Source organism: Flavitalea plasmicola (assembly GCF_030546645.1).
GTDB lineage: Bacteria > Bacteroidota > Bacteroidia > Chitinophagales > Chitinophagaceae > Puia.
Genome location: NZ_JAUOTO010000011.1, coordinates 126,665 through 147,023, shown reverse-complemented (window position 1 = coordinate 147,023; position 20,359 = coordinate 126,665). Strand labels below are relative to the sequence as shown.

Sequence of the window (20,359 nt, the reverse complement as noted above, 5' to 3'; positions counted from 1 at the left end):
CCTAGAATTGAAAATAAATGAATGCACCCGACGGACCACTGTTGACAATGATCATAAACAAAAGAAAACCATACGCAAGGTACCTGTACGTCCTGAATCGGTCATGGACCTTCCATTGAGTGGAAAGCACATAATTGAGATGGTAAAGCACCACAGGGATCGAATACAGCAACAGACAGATGATCAGGGTACTCTCGTTCTTTACGTGGATATTGGTGCCGATGGCGCGAAGATATTGCACCACATGCTCAAATGGTAGCTTGAATAACAACCACGCGAGGGATACAAAACAAAAGACCATCAGGCCCTTGAAGAATGTCCGCAGTCGCCCCGGCTCCTTCGACCCGGTGAAATTCTGCGCAAAGCGCTCGATCGCCAGTGCCCCCCCATGAAACGCCCCCCAGACTGCATAGCTCCAGGCTGCACCATGCCATAACCCACCCAGCACCATCGTCAGCAGTAGATTGATATAGGTCCGCACATTCCCTTTTCTGTTGCCCCCTAAAGGGATATAAAGATACTCCTTCAGAAAGGTGGACAAGGAGATGTGCCATCTGCGCCAAAACTCTGAAAAAGAGGTAGATATGTAGGGGAAATTGAAATTATCCATTAGGGAATAACCAAACATGGCAGCCAGTCCGAGCGCGATGAGCGAATACCCCGCAAAGTCGGCGAATATCTGGCAGGAATACCCAAAAAGCATCGTAAGCAAGGTCAGGCTCGATTGCACTTCGAAATAAGGGGAGGCCATCCAGAAGGTCAGATTCGAAAGGCTGTCTGCCACGACCATTTTCAGGAAATACCCCATGATCAGCTTCTTTGCCACATACTCCCAATCCACATCTTTAAGATATTTACGGCCTATTTGAGGATAGAATTGGTAGGCTTTGAGGATCGGACCGGCAATCAGGTGCGGAAAGAATGAAATGAAGAATAACGTGTTGATAATATGCTTTTTCACTGGCCCCTTTATGGCAAAACTATCCCTGTGCTTGTTGGAATATACATCCACCAGCAAGCTGATCCCTTCGAATGTATAAAACGAAATTCCAATAGGCAACGGCATCATCAGCAGAAAATGCCCCAATCCTTGGCTCGTATCCAATAAAGTCTTGGCAAACAAGGGACTATATTTAAAACACGCCAGGATGGAAAGATTCACCACCACCCCCATAGTGACATAGAACTTTCGCCGGTTAGGAGAGCCGGTCACCACCTTATAGCTGGTGAATATATTGATCGCAGCCGAGAACAATAAGAGCAACAGCAAGATGGGCTGACCATAAGCATAAAAACATAGACTGGAAAGGATGAGGACTGGCACCTGCACCCGGGATAATAAAGGCAGGTAGTAAAAAAAGAAGGTAATTACCAATAAAATGATGAACTCCAAGCTATTAAAAAGCATACAGGCGACAGCGGTTATTAAGATTAATATTGAAAAGTATGGCAACCGAATAGTGAAACGCAAGTTCGGATCGCTGGCTAGAAATAGGCATTTACCGTAGGCCGTTCACCCCGGTCAAAAGTCAGGGATAATGCGTTGCAATATACATGCAATCGGCCATTTATATGAAAAAATCGTGCCCATTGTAGAGATATCATCCAATGGTTATAAATGGTTAAAATCGGTAAAGTCCTGCCGGCTCCTGTAAAGTAAATTGTTAGATGAATCTCACAAAACTGGTTATTATCAGCTTGATCCTCCAATTATTGGGGCAGACCGATAACTTAATGGAACAGACGAATAAGGCCATTGCACAACAAAACATCAGCCTCCATTACACCCTCTCCCTGGATGACCCCGGCACACACAGGATCCATATCAATTTTCATTGTTCCGGCCTTTCCGCACCGGTAATCGATTTTAAAATGCCGGCCTGGATGCCCGGGTATTACCAGCTGCTGGATTATGCTAAGAACGTCGGGAACTTCCATGCTACTGATGACCATGGTCATGAACTGGGCTGGACAAAGACCGGCCCCAACACCTGGCGGGTGGCGCACCCAGCCGGATCAAAAGTCACCATCACCTACGATGTCACCGCCAGCCAGGCCTTTGTAGCGCAGCCCTGGCTGGACAGCACGCATGCCTATATCGCACCCGCAGGCGTATTCATGTACATCGACGGCCTTCTCCAACACGAAATATCCGTGGAGGTCAAACCCTGGTCCGGCTGGAACACGGTAGCCACGGGGCTGGAGGCCATAAAAACAAAACCCCATACCTACCAGGCGCCGGATTTCGACGTACTCTACGATTGCCCCATCCTGGCGGGCAACCTGGAAAAATTGCCCACCTTCACCGTCAACAGCAAGCCTCACTATTTCATCGGCCATCGCCTGGGAGAATTCGATAAACAGCAATTTACCGAAGACCTGAAAAAAATCGTGGAGCAGGGCGTGGCTGTCATCGGTGATATCCCTTACGGCGACTATACATTCCTGGCCATCGGTGCAGGCCCGGGCGGCATCGAGCACCTCAACTCATCTACCATCGGCTTCTCGGGCAGTTCCATGAAAGACAGGCAAGGCCGCCAGCGCATGCTTTGCTTCATCGCCCATGAATATTTTCATCATTATAATGTCAAACGGATCCGGCCCATTGCCCTGGGCCCCTTCGATTATCAGCGGGAGAATAGGACCGACCAGCTATGGGTCTCCGAAGGCCTCACCGTCTATTATGAATACATGCTGGTAGCCCGCGCCGGACTGATGACAGGAGAAGAGCTATTGCATCATTTTTCATCCGATATCGCCGCTTATGAGAAAGAGCCGGGACGCCTCTACCAGTCCCTGGCGCAGGCCAGCGAAAGCACCTGGTCTGACGGCCCCTTCGGCGGAAAAAAAGACAGCTCCATCTCCTACTATCAGAAAGGTCCCGCCGTGGGATTGCTGCTGGACCTGGCCATCAGACACCATACAGGGAACAAAAGATCCCTGGACGATGTCATGCGGACACTCTATGAAGTCTATTATAAAAAGGAAAAAAGGGGGTTCACCGGCGACGAATTCAGAAACACCTGCGAAACAATAGCAGGAACAGCCCTGACGGAAATATTTGACTACGTCTACACGACAAAGGAGCCCGACTATGCAAAATACCTTGCCTACGGCGGATTGGGCATGGACGACAACTTCCGGATCTATCCGCTTCCAGCAACAGACACCCTGCAAGCCGCCATCCGCAGATCCTATCTTACAGCGCCTTCAACACCTCGGCCCCAATAGCTTCAGTACCTAATATATTCCCGGCCGGCGTCCCCGCATCGGCAATATCCCGCGTGCGGAATCCGGCTTTCAGCACCTTATCCACGGCAGCGATCACCGCCTCGGACTCAGCCTTCATGCCAAATGAAATATCCAGCAGCAGCGCGGCAGAAAGGATAGATGCCAGCGGATTGGCCACGCCCTTGCCCGTAATGTCGTGAGCGCTGCCGTGAATGGGCTCATAAACCCCCGTGCCGTCGCCAATGGAGGCGGAAGCCAGCATACCCATGGAGCCCGCGATCTGCGATGCTTCATCCGTAAGGATATCGCCGAAAAGATTGGCCGTGACCACCACGTCAAAACGACGGGGGTCCTTTATCAGCAGCATAGCCGTTGCATCGACGAACTGATGCTCCACTTCTATATCGGGGTATTCCAACGCTACTTTCTGGACCACCTCCCTCCAAAGCCGGGAGGTCTCGATCACATTGGCCTTGTCCACGGAACACAGCTTCTTGCGACGGGTCCGGGCCGCTTCGAAAGCCTTGCGGGCAATACGCTCCACTTCATAGCGGCTGTATTCCGCCACATCATAGGCCGTATCCCCATTGTTCTTACGCCCCTTTTCACCAAAATAGATATCCCCGGTAAGCTCGCGGAAAAAGAGGATATCCGCGCCTTTCAAGATCTCCGGCTTGATGCTGGAAGCGCCTAATAATTCGTCAAATAATTTGATCGGGCGGAGATTGGCGTACAAGCCCAGCTCCTTCCGCATCTTGAGCAGACCTTGCTCGGGACGGACCTTGGCCGAAGGATCATTATCATATTTTGGATGGCCAACAGCTCCAAACAGCACCGCATCGGACTTCCGCATCTTCTCCAGCGACTCGTCAGGCAGGGGATTGCCCGTTGCTTCAATGGCCACATGGCCGATCAACGCTTCGTCATAGGTAAAGGTATGCCCGAATTTCGAAGCTATCTTATCCAACACTTTCTTGCCGACTGCCGTTACTTCCTGTCCTATTCCGTCTCCCGGAACGATGAGAATATGCTTGTTTGCCATTCGATGATATATTAAGCTTAAATTAAGTTCAGCATTTTTTGGGTAGCCTTGATGGCCGAGACCGTCTGATCGCTGTCCAGTCCCCTCGTCTTGAATTCTTTATTGCCGTCGTTCCAGGTAATGATGGTCTCACAAAGCGCATCGCTCTTACCGCCTGGCGGGATCCGCACGGCATAATCGGTCAGGGTGGGCAGCTCCAGTTTTTGTTTCTTATAAACTTTCTTCAGCGCATTCATAAAGGCATCGTATTGTCCGTCTCCCTGGGCATGCTCCTCAAAGACCTCGCCATTGACGGAAAGCTTCACCGTCACGGAAGGGCGGAGGCTCTTTGAATGCGTAAGCACATAATTCTCCACCCTTACTTTCTCCTGGATGGTCTTGCTGTCCAGGATGTCGGAAATAATATAAGGCAGGTCGGCCTGGGTCACCACTTCCTTGCGATCGCCCAGCTCGATGATCCGTTGTGTCACCAGCTTGAGGTCCGGATCCGACAGCTGGATGCCCAGCTGCTGCAGGTTGTTCTCGATATTCGCCTTGCCGCTGGTCTTCCCCAGGGCATATTTGCGCTGACGGCCGAATCGTTCGGGCATCAGGTCGCTGAAATACAGTTTGTTCTTCTTATCTCCATCGGCATGGATGCCGGCCGTCTGCGTAAACACATTTTCTCCCACGACAGGCTTGTTGGCGGGGATCCGCACACCTGAAAATGTTTCCACCAGCTTACTGACCCTGTACAGGGACGCCTCGTTGACAAAAGTTTTTACGGAAGGCAGGAAATCATTCAGCACGGCGATAGCGCTGGCTAAAGGGGCGTTACCGGCCCTCTCCCCCATCCCATTGACCGTGAGATGTATGCCATGCGCCCCTGCTCTAACGCCTTCCAGGACATTGGCCGTGCCCAGGTCATAATCGTTGTGCGCATGGAAATCGAAATGAAGGTCGGGATACCGTTGGACGATCTCCGAAATATATTCGGTGACCTCAGAGGGAATAAGTATCCCCAAAGTATCCGGCAGCATCACTCTTTTTATAGGAAGCCCCTGTAAGAAATCCAGGTATTGGAAAACATACTCCTTGGAATGTCGCATGCCGTTGCTCCAGTCTTCGAGATAGACATTACATTCCAGGCCCTTTTTCTTTCCCAATGCGATGACAGCGGCCACCTCCTCGAAATGCTGCTCCGGCTTCTTTTTCAGCTGGTGGGTCAGATGATTCAGCGAACCCTTGGTCAGCAGGTTCATCACTTTGGCTCCGGCTTCCTGCATCCATTTTACGGAGACATCGCCATCGACAAAGGTGAGCACTTCGATCCTGTCTAAAAAGTTATTGGCCTTCGCCCATTTGGTGATTGCTTTTACAGCCGCCAGCTCCCCTTCAGACACACGGGCTGACGCTATTTCGATCCGGTCGACCTTTAGCTCGACGAGTAAAAGCTGCGCGATCGTCAGCTTCTCCGGAGGCGAGAAAGAAACGCCGCTGGTCTGCTCACCATCCCGGAGAGTGGTGTCCATTATTTCAATATAACGTGGAGCTGGGGACATGTCGTTCGTACGGTTTAATAGATGCTTTTCCCGGCATAGGCGCGGATCTCCTCTTTCATGGCCTGCAGATAATCGATATCATCATAGCCATTGGTCATATTGTGCTTCTTGTAGGTATTGATCTCAAAAGCCTCGCTTTCACCCGTGGCCAGGATAGTAATGGTCTGATCCGGCAGGTTCACTTCCAGCTCGGTCTTGGGGTCGGCTTCGATCGCCCGGAAGATCTTATCCAGGAAAGCAGGGCTCACCTGCACAGGCAGTATGCCTATGTTTAGGGAGTTATTCTTAAAAATATCGGCAAAGAAGCTGGATACCACACAACGAAAGCCATAATCATAGATGGCCCACGCCGCATGCTCACGGCTGCTGCCGCTGCCGAAGTTCTTCCCGCCCACCAGTATCTTGCCCGAATAAATGGGGTTGTTCAACACAAAATCCTTTTTGGGCGTGTTGTCCGGATTATAACGCCAATCACGGAAAAGGTTATCCCCAAAGCCCGTACGCTCGGTGGCCTTTAAAAAACGGGCAGGGATGATCTGGTCTGTGTCCACATTCTCGATGGGCATGGGAACTGCGGAGCTCTTTAATACAGTGAATTTATCGTAAGCCATAATTTTTACAATTGTCGGGGTTGGAATAAATTGGAATAAGATCACTCTGCCATCAATGTCCTCGGGTCCGTCACCACGCCTGTCACAGCCGCGGCAGCAGCCACTAAGGGGCTCGCCAGCATCGTCCTGGCGCCCGGGCCCTGCCGCCCTTCAAAATTGCGGTTGCTGGTGCTGACGGCATACTTGCCGGCAGGGATCTTGTCGTCATTCATCGCCAGGCAGGCGGAACATCCGGGTTGACGCAGCTGGAAACCCGCTGCCGTCAATATATCCAGTATCCCTTCTTCCTTGATCTGCTGCTCCACGATATGCGATCCCGGGACGATCCATGCAGTGACATGATCCGCCTTCTTACGGTTCTTTACAATGGATGCAAAAGCACGGAAATCCTCGATCCGTCCATTCGTGCAGCTGCCGATGAATACATAATCCACTTTCTTTCCCAGCATGGACTCGTCTTCATGAAAACCCATATAGCCGAGGGATTTTTCATAGCTCGCCTTGCTGCCGCCAGAGGCCTGCGCCAAAGGAATATGCTGGGTGATCCCCATGCCCATCCCCGGGTTGGTGCCATAAGTGATCATGGGCTCGATGTCTGCCGCCTCGAAATGGTGCTCCAGGTCAAAGGTGGCGCCGGCTTCGGTCTTCAGGGTCTTCCAATATGCCAGCGCTTTGTCCCAGGCCGCTCCCTTAGGCGCTTTTTCCCTTCCCTTGATATAGTTGAAGGTCGTCTCGTCCGGGGCGATCATGCCCCCGCGGGCGCCCATTTCTATGCTCATATTACAAACGGTCATACGGCCTTCCATGCTCATTTGCTCGAATACTTCCCCGGCAAATTCCACGAAATACCCCGTAGCGCCGGCTGCCGTCAGCCGCGAAATAATATACAGCACCACATCCTTGGGGGTGATGCCCTTTCCGATCCGGCCATTGACATTGATCCGCATCTTCTTCGGCTTGGGCTGCATGATACATTGGGAGGAAAGCACCATCTCCACTTCAGAAGTGCCGATGCCAAATGCGATAGCCCCAAAAGCACCATGGGTTGAAGTATGCGAGTCCCCGCATACGATGGTCATTCCCGGAAGGGTAATGCCGTTCTCGGGTCCCACCACATGGACGATGCCGTTCTTGGGATTACCTAAACCCCAATGGGAGATACCATACTTTCCCGCGTTCACTTCCAACGCTTTAAGCTGATTGGCAGATAGGGGATCCTGCACGGGCAGGTGCTGGTTGATGGTGGGCGTATTGTGATCGGCCGTGGCAAATGTCTTTTCAGGGAACATCACTTTCAAATGCCGGCTCTCCAATCCCAGAAAAGCAACCGGGCTGGTGACTTCATGGATAAAATGGCGGTCGATAAAAAGTATGTCGGGACCATCCTCAATTTTCCTGACGACGTGGCTGTCCCATACTTTGTCAAATAATGTAGCGGGTGATTGGCTCATTTTCCAGAATTTAAAGAAGTTGCAAAATTCTTAAAAAATCTCCATATAATAAGGTTTCTTACTGGATTTCTTCTAAGATCTAACGAGAAAGAGAAATACCGGACGGTAAAGGTAAGCCGTTTCCCCCGCATTGGGAATAAAGCACTTATAACTTTAACTTTAAAGGACTTAGCAGACATGCAAAAAGGCCATATTTGTCTTTTCCACCCTTAATATATATCTTGGGACCTGCTAAAATCGACACTGTTTCACCCAGAACCCATGAACCCCCGGCCGGCAAGAACCTATCTTAAATATTATAGCCTTTTCCTGTCTATACTATTCACCAGCAGTGTCGTCTCCGCACAGCTGACCGCACGTTTCTCCATGGATAAGTCAGGAGGCTGCTCGCCCCTGGTAGTGAATTTCACCAATCAAACGTCAGGCGCTTCACCAAATGCTGTTTATAAATGGGATTATGGCAACGGCAACACTTCAGCCTTGACAAGCGGCGCAGCCGTCTATACTGACGAGCAAAGCTACACGGTGACTTTGACGGTGGAAGATGGCGGCAATACCTCTACCCAAACACAGCAGGTCACTGTCTATAAACCTCCCACGGTGGATTTTTCCGTCGCTCCCGTCAAGACCTGCCTGGGCATGCCCGTTACCTTCACGGCAAACGCAACACCTGGCGGCGGCAGCATCGCCAGCTACACCTGGGACTTCGGGGATGGCTCTACCCAGCAAAGCTACGGCAGCGGTCAGCCCCATACTTATGGCGTGCAATTGACGGCATCCGTCAGCCTCACTGTGACCAACAGCTATGGCTGCCATACCACACTTAGAAAAGCCGACATAGTAAAGATCATTCCTCCCCTGACCTCCAGCTTTACGGCAGATAAAAAAGTCCTGTGCCTGGTCACAGACCCCATTCAGTTCACCAATGCCAGCACAGGCCCCGGCACATTGGACTATCAATGGGATTTCGGGGACGGCAACAGCTCCACGCAACAAAGCCCAACCTACATATTCAATAAAAAAGGGCTTTATACGGTAAGCCTCAAAGTTCATAGCTCCGAAGGTTGCACAGTCACCAGCATCCAATCAAACCCGATCAATGTCGCCAGCTACAGCACGGACTTTTCCGTACCCTCTCCCATCTGCCTTGGCTCTTATGTCACCTTCAACGCACAAAGCGTTCCCGCACCCGACAACAGCCAATGGGAAATTGACGGAACCCCCTCGTACAATTATGGAAGCCTTTCCACTGCCTTCAGCGTACTCGGCGATCATACCATCGCCTTGAAAAATACATTCGGCGCCTGTCCCCAGGTGGCGACCAAACATATCTCCGTCAAAGATATCCCCCACCCGACCCCGTTCTCCATCGACATCACAGGGAAATGCGGAGCGCCCGTGGCAGTGAATTTCAAAGACGCCACTCCGGGGGCGGTCAAATGGGAATGGGATTTCAATTACCTGTATTACAACAACCCGAATATCACCGGCACGAAGCAGACGCCTGCCTTTACTTACAACGCCGATGGCAATTACACCATCTGGCTGCGGGTAACCAACGCGGACGGATGTACCAATACGACCACCGGGAACGTATCGATCACTCGTCCATGGGTCTCCATCTATACGGACCCGCCCACGCTGTCGGTATGCTCCTCCCTGATCACTTTCGGCTTCCATACCAACGCTTCGGAACCGCTGACGGCCACTCAATGGGACTTCGGGGACGGCTCCGCCACTTCCAGCGCCGCCAACCCTACCCATGGTTTCAAAAACACCGGCAGCTATACGGTTACGTTGAACTATACTACCCAGAATGGCTGCAAAGGCGCAATATCCTATATCGTCTATAGCCAGCCTCCGCCCAACCCGGTGGCTGTGTATTCCAACCCTGGCTATCCCGCCACCTGCAACAAGCCGGTAACCGTGGATTTCTCTACCTGGTCCTCGGAACCGCTGACGGCGACCAACTGGATCTTTGGCGATCCCAACAGCGGGAGCAACGCTTCGACCGCGCCTACCCCCTCTCATACCTATTCCAACACTGGCAAGTACGTCGCCCAACTGTCCTACACAACACAGAGTGGCTGTAAGGGTACTGTCAATTCCAACGTCATCATCATCGACCCTAAGATCACCACCTTGGATTTCTCCATGACGCCTAACCCGGTCTGCGGCAATAATACGGTGTCCTTCAATGCCACCCCTAATAACTTCGACATCAACACCTATAATTGGGATTTCGGGGATGGCGGCGGTTCATTCGGACCGATAAGCACCGTTCACAATTATCAGGCCGTGGGTACTTATACCGTTAAGCTCTATGCGCGGAACCTGGGCGGCTGTGATACCACCATGTCAAAGACGATTACGGTGAAGCCCCCTTTTCCCCAGATCTCGGGCGGCACCAATACCTGCAGCGGCAACAGAGGTGATATCACCTTTACCCAAACATCCGTACAAGCCACCACGGTCGTCTGGAATTTCGGCGACGGCGAGACGGCCACGACTCCCGGTACCCAGGCCACCATCACCCATAACTATAAGAAAACGGGCGCCTATAGCGTCACGCTGGCAGCCACCAACGGGCAGTGCACATTGACGTCGCTCCCCTACCAGGTAAAAGTCCTCCTGAAGCAAAATCCCCAGCTCACAGGCAATCTCTCCTCCGCCTGCAGCAATACGCCCGTCAATATTCAGATCGCCAACCTGGACAGAAATCCTTACCAGACGGACATCGTCTATGATTACTATTATTATGCGGGATATGACTTCCAGGCGTCCCAATATGGGGACGGCACTGATTTCCAGGGCACCAGGACCGATGTCGGCCCCTATCCCTATCGCTGGACGACCGCTTACAACGGCACCATCAGCAATTTCAAAACAGGAGAAAAAGGGATCCGCTTTATCCTTACCAGCAGGATCTTTGGCTGCCAGGACACGACCAACATCATGCCGCTCGCCATCAAAGGCGCCGTAGGCGGGTTTAAGGTCGTCGCCGACAAACTGTGTTATCAATCTCCCGTCATACTGGAAGATACTTCCAAATCCACCCCCGACAATGTCATCACCTCCCGGAAATGGGACTTCGGGGATGGACAAACCTTCACCAGCGACAAAGGAGGCCAGCTCAAACATACTTATGCCTCCCCGGGCAACTACTATGTCAATATGCAGATCTCCGATGCCGCCGGCTGCTCTTCTACCGTTCCCTCGGCACAATACGTCACTGTCAAAGGCCCCAAGGCTTCCTTCTACCCTTCAGGTACGGACGTGCATCTGAATACAACGGTGTACTTCTATAATACGACCAATGACAATGGCAATACCAATACGGTATACAGCTGGGATTTCGGGGACGGCGTCACATCCAGCGACCCTTATCCCTACCACACCTATACGGTACCCGGTACTTATACCGTGACGATGAAAGCGTCCAATCCTTCCGTGCCCTGCGGCTCCGCCGCCACCCCGGTGTCCATCATCGTACGGAATTTCAATTCCAACTTCAGCTTTTCATCCTCCTACATAGCAGGGAGCTGCCCGCCCCTCCTGGTGAACTTCACCAATACTTCCTACAACGCTGTCAGCGTAACCTGGGACTTCGGAGATGGTAATACGGCAGGAAACCTCAACTATGCCAGCCACGTGTATGAAAAGCCCGGAAAATATATTGTTACCCTGCACGTCAATACCTACAACGGCCTTACAGGTGAATATATCGACTCTATCATCATCCGCCAGCCACAGGTGAATATTCCCAAGCTGCCTCCGGAAACCTGCATCGGGAACAGCGTCACCCTGAACTCCTCGGCGCAATATGCCAGCTCTTATGTATGGGATTTCGGGGACGGCAGCCTTGTTGCGTCCAATGATGGTAATGCCGTCCATAAATATCTCACCGCAGGTAACTACAAGGCTACCCTCCTCGTGCAGAATGACGCAGGATGTGTCACCGATACGGTCCTCCCCTCCCTGATTAAGATCCGGCCCAACCCGAAGGCCGTCATATCGCCTGCGGATCCGGTCCTCTGCCTGGGTCAATCCATTCCTTTGCAGGCCAGCGGCGGAGACATCTATGAATGGCGGCCGTCCACCGGTCTTAACAATCCTACCATCCCCAATCCGACCGCCGCACCCAGAAAAACCACTGACTATATCCTGACGGTGAAGGATGATATTGGCTGTCAAAATACCGCCCCCCTCACCATACAGGTGATCCAGCCGGGCAACCTGCAGCTCAACCATGACACGGCCGTCTGCGATGGTCAGCCTGTAAAGCTGAACGCCACGGGTGAGATGGTCTACAAATGGGTCGACTACACGGTGGGCCTGGATCATACGGATATCCCCGACCCCACGGCCATCGCCCCCTATACCATTACTTATACGGTGCAGGGCTCCGACGACCATTACTGTTTTGTCCATCAAAAGTCGATCCTCGTCACCGTGCGCCCCCTGCCGACAGTAGAAGCTGGACCGGATGTGCTGGTGCAGGCTGGCTATGATGCCACGCTCAATGCCGAAGGCAGCAGCGATGTCATCAGCTGGCAATGGACCCCTGAGAAATACCTCAGCTGTTATAATTGCGCCTCTCCGGTGTGCACGCCCCTGGCGACTACGCAATACGTGGTAACGGTGAAGAATAATTACTGCAAGGTCTCCGACACTGTGGTGGTCGCCGTGGATTGCAAGGAAGCCCGGGTGCGGATCCCCAGCGCTTTCACTCCCAACAGCGACGGGTCCAATGACGTATTTATGATCAAAGGTATCTCCATCATCAAGCACATGGTGATCTACAGCCGCTGGGGTGAAAAAGTATTCGAACGGGACAACTTCATCGCAGGCGACCGCTCCTCCTGCTGGGACGGCACGTCGAAAGGGCAAAGGTGCCAGCCCGGTGCCTATGTCTACTTCATAGAAATGGAATGCCCTTCCGGAGGTACTTTCAGCCGCAAAGGAAGTTTTGTGCTGATAAGATAGCTTACTCGCTGCGCAGGCTATTCACGGGATTAGCGACACCCGCCCTGATGGATTCATAACTTACAGTGATCCACGCAATGAGCAAAGCAGCCAACGGCGCCAGCACGAAGACCAGCCAGCCCACCTGAATGTGGTAGGCAAAGCTCCGCAGCCAGCTGTTCACAGCCCACCAGGACAACGGAATGGCGATGACCATGGCCATAAAGATCAGACGGGTGAAATCCGTGGACAGGAGTCGGACGATATTGAACAACGAGGCGCCCAATACTTTCCGCACCCCTATTTCCTTCGTCCTTTGCTCGGCCATATACGCTGAGAGCCCATATAAGCCCAGACAGGAAATAAATATCGCGAGAAGGGCGAAGAAGTTGAAGATGCTGCCCATCTGCTGTTCTCCCTTGTATTGGTTGGCAAGCTCCTGGTCAAGGAACCCATACGAAAAGGGATAGGCTGGATTCAGATCCCGGCTAATCTTGCCCAGCGCCTTGATGGTCGCCTCCGTCGCACCCGGTTTCGCCCTTACCATCACCGTGCCGCCCCACTTGTTCAGGCGGAGGATCAGGGGCTCGATGGCGGTCTGGATAGGCTTAAAGTTAAAATCTCCCACTACCCCGATGATCGTTCCCTTTACTTCGCCGAAGGAAATGGACTGACCGATCGCGCTCTCCGGCGTCATCCCCATGATACGGGCGCACTTTTCATTGAGGACATAATTGTTGCTATCCGCTTTAAAATCAGGGGAGAAAACGCGGCCACTCAATAGTTTGGTCTGGAAGACGGAAAAGAAGTTCTCACTGACATCCATGGACGGAAAAACGATCTGTGTCTTGGGAGCTTTACCTGGCCATACGACATCAATGGTACCGCTCGTCAGGTCGGTAGGAAGGTCCGAAATGATGGCCCACTGGCTGGTGAAAGCATCCTGCTGCAATTCGTCCCGCAACGCCCGTTGCTTTTTCCAGATATCGCCCGTCATCGGCATATATAGCAGGTTCTCCCTTTCAAACCCCAGGTTCTTGTGCTTGATATAGCTCAGTTGGTTGTAGATGACCACGGTCCCTATCAACAATACAATGGAAACGACAAACTGCATGACCACCAGTCCATTCCTGAATAGCCGGTTGCCGCCCAGGCTCCGCAGATTGCCTTTCAGGACCTTCACAGGTTGAAAGCCGGAAAGGAACAAGGCAGGGTAGCTTCCGGAGAGAAGGCCCGTAAAGGCGGCAATACCCAGGAGCCCGATCAATATCTTCCCATCCCATACGTGAATGGTCAGCGTTTTGCCCGCAAGATGATTGAACAGCGGCAGCAGCAGGTATACCAATGCGACAGCTGCCAGCAGCGAAAAGAAAGAGATGAGCAATGACTCGCCCAGGAATTGCCGGATCAGCTGCCCTCTCATGGCGCCTACTACCTTGCGAAGGCCTACTTCTTTTGCCCTCCTGGCCGAACGGGCCGTGGCCAGGTTCATAAAATTGATACAGGCCACCGCCAGGATGAAAATGGCTACGACAAAGAAGATATTGACGTATTGCGCATTGCCGTGCATGGGCAGGTCGACTTGCAGTCCGGAAGAATGGAGGTGGATGTCTGCCAATGGCTGCAATTGGAAATTCACTTTCAGGTTCTTCTCATGCTTTTTATATATTCCGTCTATCTGCTGCTGCAGCCTGGCCAGGGCGGCAGGAGTGGCCTCGAAATGCTTATCCAGCACGAGATAGCTGTAAAAGTTGAAATTATTCCAGGTATTCGTTTTCAGGTCATTGCGATCAGCAGCAGCAGACAGGGGTAATATCACATCGAATTGCAGGTGAGTGTTGGACGGGATATCGGCCAGCACACCGGTCACCACCACATTGCCGCCATTGTCCTTCCTCAGGGTCTTTCCCAGCGGGTCGTCCTGCCCGAAATATTTCTTTGCCGTTTCTTCCGTGAGCAGCACGCCGTCCGGCCGCATCAATGCCGTGCGGGCATCGCCGCTCAGCAGTGGAAAAGAAAATACCTGAAGAAAGGTGGAGTCCGCATAGAACACCCGTTTCTCCTCGAATTTCCGGACACCGGCTTCGAAAAGAGCGGTCTCCGGATGGCTGATCCTCACCGTATTTTTGATCACAGGCATCTCCGATTGCAGCCCGCCCAGCATACCTGCCGGATTGACCGCGGCCCGGAAATCACCCGCATTACAGGTGAGACGGTATGTCTGTTCGGCATCTTTATGCCACCTGTCGTAGCTCAGCTCATTCTGCACCCACAGCAGGATCAGGATGCTGGAAGCCATGCCGATCGCAAGGCCGGAAATATTGATAAAGGAATAAGCCTTGTGACGCAGGATACTACGCAAGGCGATCTTGAAATAATTTTTGAGCATGGAAGTGGCAGTTATTGGTCTATGGGACGAAATAATGTGCCATTTTGTTACACCTTTGACCGTCATTCCATTACGCAATCGTACAGCAGCCCTATTGTCCGATTTCGAACGGCGGATGTCCGCTCTCAATAATGGTAAAGCGCCGCCGGCCCGTCATTGATCCCGAAAAGCAGCATGCCTTTTCCCAGCTCCAACACCCCTCGCACATCGGCTCGCAAATGAAGCCCGCTCGCGGTCTGAGGTACATACTTAAACCCTCCCTTCCCATCGTTCAGCAGGAGCGCACCATGCCCCGCACGGTATCGGCCAAAACGGATCCTCGTCCAGGCATTGTCGCCGGCCAATACCAGGTCCTTGCTCCCATCGCCATTGACATCCGTGGCTGCTATGGCATACACCGGCGCATACTGCGCTTCCGGCGGCAGCTGATGCAGGACAAACCCTGAATCGCCTTTATGCTGCAGCCACACGGTACTGAGTAGGTTCGCTTGTAAAGGGCCCGCACCCTTCAGCTGCTCCGGGCTGAAAAGTTCACCGATAGTGGCATCGGCATAGTCATGATATTCCAGGAATTTCTTCTTCAGCATCGGCAGCTGCGTGGTAAGGTCATCCCGCGAAGCGGCAGGATAGGACACCCCGTTGATGTAATAGCAAAAGACGGGATCGATACTCCCGTTGTTATCAAAATCCTTGTAATAAAGGGTCAATGGCTGCACTTCGCCAGCCTGGAACTGGTTGTTCAGGCCTTGATTACCTAAAATGAGGTCGACACTGCCATCCCCGTCCAGGTCCGCCGCCGCGATCCGGTTCCACCAGCCGGCAGACGGAAAATGAATATATTTATCCGACGCATCTTCCAGCTTCCCCCCCTTGTTGAGATAGACCTTCACCGGCATCCACTCCCCTACCACTACCAGGTCACACCGGCCATCCTTGTCCAGGTCGATCCATAAGGCATCCGTGACCATGCCCATGCGCTCCAGGAAGGGCGCCGCCTGCGCAGTGCCATCGCTGAAATGTCCCTTACCATCATTGAGCAGGAGCTTACTGCCCGGAGACAAGGGGTATTTACCAGGTATGACCCTTCCCCCGATAAAAAGGTCCTGATCCCCGTCCCCGTCGATATCCTCAGCCTTTACGCAGCTGATGCTGGCTGGCCAGGACGGGAGAGCGCCCTCCGCCTTCGTAAAATGCCCCCGTCCATCGTTGAGGTATAGCCGCCCCTGAAGCAGCGGGTCTTTTTCCTCAAATTCATACCCCCCGCCACCGACATAAAGGTCGGCATCCCCATCTCCGTCAGCGTCGAAGAATGCAGCGGCGCCATCCTCCCCCAAAGAATCCTTCTCGATGGCCGGTTGTGACGATAGCTGCAGATCACCGGCAGCCGATTGCAGATAAATATGTCCCGCATGCCCCTTCGATCCTCCCATGAACACATCCTCCACTCCGTCCTTGTTCACATCGGCCTTAGCCATGCAGGGTCCGCTGCGCGACAGGTAATTCAGCAGCAACGGCTGCCTGTCAAAGTCATTATACATATTCTCTGTATGAACAGGTCCGGCGCCTGCGGCCTTCATCAGCACAGGAGCCGAAGCCTTGTAATTCCACTTGCCGCCAGCATCCTTCACCCGCACCTGCAACGCCTGGTCCGCCTTCAGCTGCCGCAACACCTGCCACCTGTCATCCGGCCAGATGACAAGAACGGAATCGACATACGCATGATCACCCAGTCCAAAGTTCATCACGGGATCAACAGATGATTGAAATCCCCTTACAGGGAATGCCTCCTGGTAGAATATAGTGTCCTTGCAAAAGAGCTTGACCTTGGCGCCTATCCCGGTGCCGTTGCCGGGATCCCCTTTCAGGGCGATCTTCAAATAGTGCGCATTGCGTAGCATGCGCGCATTGTTCCTATAGATCCCTGCATATTCATTGGTGTTGCTGATCACCAGGTCCATCGCCCCATCGTTGTCCAGGTCCGCATAAGCGGCGCCGGCTGACACCGTCTTCTGCGTGAGCCCCCAGGCACTATTAGCCTTCGTAAATGCATGGCCGCCTGTATTTCGAAAGAGATAGCTGGTACCCGGACTGGAAGGCATCTTGCTGATGGCCTCCTTCACGATGTCCTCCTTATCTCCTCCGCCTGCCCGCAACGCCTTGTCGGCGGAATACTTCAGGAAATCCATATCGGTATAATCCTTCACGTAACCGTTGGTCACCAGGAGGTCCTTATACCCATCATTGTCAAGGTCGGTGAAAAGTGCCGCCCAGCTCCAATCGGTATTTGAAACGCCTTCCAGCTGACCTACTTCGCTAAAAGTGCCATCCCCGTTGTTCTCCTGCAGCATGTTTCGACTGTACTGGTAATAAAATCCTCGTCCAAACAGCTGCTGGAATTTATTAAAGTTCTCTGCCCCGCTGTGCATTTTCTGCGTATGGTTGTCTTCTGGCAGCATATCCAGCGTCATCAGGTCGACAAGCCCATCGTTATTGAAATCTGCGGCGTCATTGCCCATGGAATACAAGGAGGTCTGATCCATGCAATCCCCGAGGCGCTCGGTAAACGTCACCTTCCCATCCGCGTCTTTTCCATTGTTGATGAAAAGATAGTCCGCCTCGTTGAAGTCATTGGAGACATAGATATCCGGCCAGCCATCATTGTTCAGATCCGACACCGCCAGCCCCAGCCCAAAGGTCAATACGTCGGATACAATGCCGGACTGAGCAGTAACATCTGTGTAAACAGGATGCTTCAGCTGCTGGTCCCATTCGTTGCGATACAGCTTGCATTCATAAGCCGGCTGCCGCTCCCTGCGCCATCCGGGGTTATCAATGGCTCCCGTGGTATATTGATGCAACGAGTGATTGATAAGGAACATGTCCAGATCCCCGTCCTTGTCATAATCGAAGAAAGCCGCCTGGGTGGAAAAACCCTTGTCCGCTAGGCCATATTCAGCCGCCTTTTCCGTAAAAGTCAGATCGCCATTATTGATGTAGAGCAGGTTGCTTCTCCGGTTGGGGTCGCTGTCCGCAGAACGGCAGATATAAATATCCATGCGGCCGTCACCATTGACATCCACCATGGTAGCGCCCGTGCACCAGCCTTCCTTTTCCGCCAGGCCGCTCTTCTGAGTGATATTTTCAAATCTGAACCCGCCTTTGTTAAGGTAAAGCCGGTTATGCACCATATTCCCCGTAAACAGCACATCAGGTAAACCATCGTTGTTGATATCCCCGACAGCAACACCGCCGCCATTATAAAAGTAAATGTAGTTGAGTACATTCAGCGCCTCTCCGTCAAACAGGGTATTCCGAAAATCTATCCCCGTACGGTCCTTGTCCAGCTGCGTCAGCAATGCATCATGACGGTCGCCGCAACCCGCGATGAAAAATATAAGCAACGTCCACTGAAGAGGATGACCGAAGATACGCCGCATAGATAAAACAATTAAGCTCCCATCCGGATAGATGGGAGCCTTAAGATAAAGTATTTCCGCTAATTCTTATCCCACCACAAAGGGGTCAGCACATTATCATCCCCGCCCAGCAGACTCTTGGCGGCAGTGACGGCCGCGGCATTGCTTGATTTTTCCGAATCCAGGAAAGGGATCCTTCGGATCCATTGTGTTTTCGTATTCGTGATCAGCGGGTTATCCGAGTTGACCACCTCATACAGGGGCATGACATGACTTCTCCGCCAGTCTGCCCAGGCCTCCATACCGTCCGGATAAAGTGCCAGCCATTTTTGGGTCGCGATCTGCATCCGCTGCGTATCCGGATCGGAATGCCATGCGATGGGAACGGTAGATACAGCCGGAGAGTTGAGACCGTCACCCGGTGGAATTGGCTTATTCGGACTATTGATATAAGCTGAAATGGCAGTGGGATCGATGATTCCCCATTGATTCATCGAATTGGTGATACCGGCCTCGTATAACTGCTGAGCAGACAATCCACCACCCATATCCCATCCCAGCAATTTACCTTCCGCCCGCAGGAAGTACGCCTCTGCCGCCTCTATTACATTCTGGGAAGTAGCCACATAATCGCCCCTGCCTACAGTTGTTCCTCCTACCTTGACGCTGGTGGACGCCCAGCGTGCGCCTGTATGCGAATTGGCATCCGCCAGGTTAGGATCCAGGCCCAGCTGATCTACGGACAATCCGTTCCTCAACCCGCTGTAGTGACTAAAAACACCGAAAGTGGGATCTCCGCTGTTGACAGTGGGGAGGAAATACTCGGAAATTCTTGGATCCTGGTATCCTTTCAGCACAGAGGCCATCGTAGCGCTCATCCGGAACTCATTCCAGTCTGACATGATGGAAAGTCCGTTGTTATCGTCGCCGTTGGCTGACCGCTTGATAAAGGCATCATGATTCGGGCTCTTTGTCATAACACCGGAGGCCACTGCGGCTTCCGCCTCCGTCTTGGCCCTTGCAGGATCCACCTTGGATATCCGCAACGCAAGGCGAAGGCGTAGCGTGTTGGCAAACCTGACCCATTGATCGACATCCCCACCGTAGATCAGGTCATAGGAAGCAAATCCATTTCCGCCGGCATGGGTTTTCAGCACCGCCACGGCATCCGTCAGCCTTTTGAAGAAGTCGTCGTATATCTTATCCTGTGCGTCGTAAGGCATGGACGTTAATACCTGCCCGGCCTTGAAATAAGGAATGGGGCCCCAGTAATCAGTAACTTTATGAAAGGCGAATACCCAAAGGACCTCCGCCATGGCATGCTCAGCCGACATGGAATCCGTCTTGGAAAAAATGGTCAGCAACTGAGGTAGTACGCTGGAATAAATAGGATTGAAATTGGCGCCCACCCAGTCCTGCCGGATCACCAGTCTGTCGGAAGGAAAATAAGTGGCCTCACAGGCAAAGTATTGACAATATTGATCGGCAAAAAGATTCTGCGCGATCTGGTAATTAGCCGCATTGGTGGTAGCCACCTCTTCAGCCCTGGAAAACAGGAATGGCAGCTCCAGGGGCCCAATAGTGGGAATGGTATTCTTATCTGTATTGATCTGTTCAAAATTCTTCGTACAGGACACCGTGCACATGATGACGCCAATGATCATCAGTACTTGCAGGCGGCTGTTCAGTATCATATTCACTCGTTGATTCATA

General features: G+C 52.5%; 10 protein-coding genes. 2 read left to right on the top strand and 8 right to left on the bottom strand.

Going from position 1 to position 20,359, the window contains the following annotated elements:
- Position 1: 1 nt before the first annotated feature.
- Positions 2-1,408, bottom strand: coding sequence for an MBOAT family O-acyltransferase (locus tag Q4E93_RS32655; RefSeq protein ID WP_303592156.1), 1,407 nt, complete (start codon positions 1,406-1,408; stop codon positions 2-4).
- 260 nt (positions 1,409-1,668) lie between these two features.
- Between Q4E93_RS32655 and Q4E93_RS32650 the strand changes: the two genes are divergently transcribed.
- Positions 1,669-3,231 carry a M61 family metallopeptidase gene (locus tag Q4E93_RS32650; RefSeq protein ID WP_303592155.1) on the top strand — a complete coding sequence of 521 codons (1,563 nt, stop codon included), beginning with the start codon at positions 1,669-1,671 and terminating at the stop codon, positions 3,229-3,231.
- On the opposite strand, the gene leuB is transcribed toward Q4E93_RS32650, so the two are convergent.
- From leuB to leuC, 4 genes are read right to left on the bottom strand one after another with little or no spacing between them, the layout of a single operon-like run.
- The gene (gene leuB, locus Q4E93_RS32645; RefSeq protein ID WP_303592154.1) at positions 3,200-4,273 is read right to left on the bottom strand and encodes a 3-isopropylmalate dehydrogenase; all 1,074 of its coding nucleotides are present in this window, start codon (positions 4,271-4,273) and stop codon (positions 3,200-3,202) included. The two genes, Q4E93_RS32650 and leuB, sit on opposite strands and share 32 nt — an antisense overlap.
- Positions 4,274-4,290: 17 nt before the next feature.
- Positions 4,291-5,784, bottom strand: a complete 1,494-nt coding sequence (locus Q4E93_RS32640) for an alpha-isopropylmalate synthase regulatory domain-containing protein (protein WP_303592153.1) — start codon at positions 5,782-5,784, stop codon at positions 4,291-4,293.
- A 44-nt stretch (positions 5,785-5,828) separates the two neighbouring features.
- Entirely contained in the window at positions 5,829-6,425 is a 597-nt protein-coding gene (gene leuD / locus Q4E93_RS32635; protein ID WP_303592152.1) for a 3-isopropylmalate dehydratase small subunit, read from the bottom strand.
- 41 nt (positions 6,426-6,466) lie between these two features.
- Positions 6,467-7,876 (bottom strand): 3-isopropylmalate dehydratase large subunit, encoded by a 1,410-nt coding sequence (gene leuC, locus Q4E93_RS32630; protein WP_303592151.1) that lies wholly within the window; start codon positions 7,874-7,876, stop codon positions 6,467-6,469.
- Between the two features lie 261 nt (positions 7,877-8,137).
- On the opposite strand from leuC, the gene Q4E93_RS32625 reads away from it, so the two are divergent.
- Positions 8,138-12,862 carry a PKD domain-containing protein gene (locus Q4E93_RS32625; protein ID WP_303592150.1) on the top strand — a complete coding sequence of 1,575 codons (4,725 nt, stop codon included), beginning with the start codon at positions 8,138-8,140 and terminating at the stop codon, positions 12,860-12,862.
- A gap of 1 nt (position 12,863) precedes the next feature.
- On the opposite strand, the gene Q4E93_RS32620 is transcribed toward Q4E93_RS32625, so the two are convergent.
- The 3 genes from Q4E93_RS32620 to Q4E93_RS32610 form a co-directional block, all read right to left on the bottom strand.
- Positions 12,864-15,230 carry an ABC transporter permease gene (locus Q4E93_RS32620; RefSeq protein ID WP_303592149.1) on the bottom strand — a complete coding sequence of 789 codons (2,367 nt, stop codon included), beginning with the start codon at positions 15,228-15,230 and terminating at the stop codon, positions 12,864-12,866.
- A 125-nt stretch (positions 15,231-15,355) separates the two neighbouring features.
- A complete protein-coding gene (locus tag Q4E93_RS32615; protein ID WP_303592148.1) occupies positions 15,356-18,667 on the bottom strand; it encodes a VCBS repeat-containing protein in 3,312 nt (1,103 codons plus the stop codon).
- A gap of 59 nt (positions 18,668-18,726) precedes the next feature.
- Positions 18,727-20,358: a SusD/RagB family nutrient-binding outer membrane lipoprotein gene (locus Q4E93_RS32610; protein ID WP_303592147.1), complete on the bottom strand. Its 1,632-nt coding sequence runs from the start codon at positions 20,356-20,358 to the stop codon at positions 18,727-18,729.
- Position 20,359: the final 1 nt, after the last annotated feature.

What these genes read in the sequence shown, in the direction of transcription:
- Q4E93_RS32655 (WP_303592156.1), bottom strand. Translation starts at nt 1,408, where the DNA reads ATGCTTTTTAATAGCTTGGAGTTCATCATTTTATTGGTAATTACCTTC.
- Q4E93_RS32650 (WP_303592155.1), top strand. Translation starts at nt 1,669, where the DNA reads ATGAATCTCACAAAACTGGTTATTATCAGCTTGATCCTCCAATTATTG.
- leuB (WP_303592154.1), bottom strand. Translation starts at nt 4,273, where the DNA reads ATGGCAAACAAGCATATTCTCATCGTTCCGGGAGACGGAATAGGACAG.
- Q4E93_RS32640 (WP_303592153.1), bottom strand. Translation starts at nt 5,784, where the DNA reads ATGGACACCACTCTCCGGGATGGTGAGCAGACCAGCGGCGTTTCTTTC.
- leuD (WP_303592152.1), bottom strand. Translation starts at nt 6,425, where the DNA reads ATGGCTTACGATAAATTCACTGTATTAAAGAGCTCCGCAGTTCCCATG.
- leuC (WP_303592151.1), bottom strand. Translation starts at nt 7,876, where the DNA reads ATGAGCCAATCACCCGCTACATTATTTGACAAAGTATGGGACAGCCAC.
- Q4E93_RS32625 (WP_303592150.1), top strand. Translation starts at nt 8,138, where the DNA reads ATGAACCCCCGGCCGGCAAGAACCTATCTTAAATATTATAGCCTTTTC.
- Q4E93_RS32620 (WP_303592149.1), bottom strand. Translation starts at nt 15,230, where the DNA reads ATGCTCAAAAATTATTTCAAGATCGCCTTGCGTAGTATCCTGCGTCAC.
- Q4E93_RS32615 (WP_303592148.1), bottom strand. Translation starts at nt 18,667, where the DNA reads ATGCGGCGTATCTTCGGTCATCCTCTTCAGTGGACGTTGCTTATATTT.
- Q4E93_RS32610 (WP_303592147.1), bottom strand. Translation starts at nt 20,358, where the DNA reads ATGAATCAACGAGTGAATATGATACTGAACAGCCGCCTGCAAGTACTG.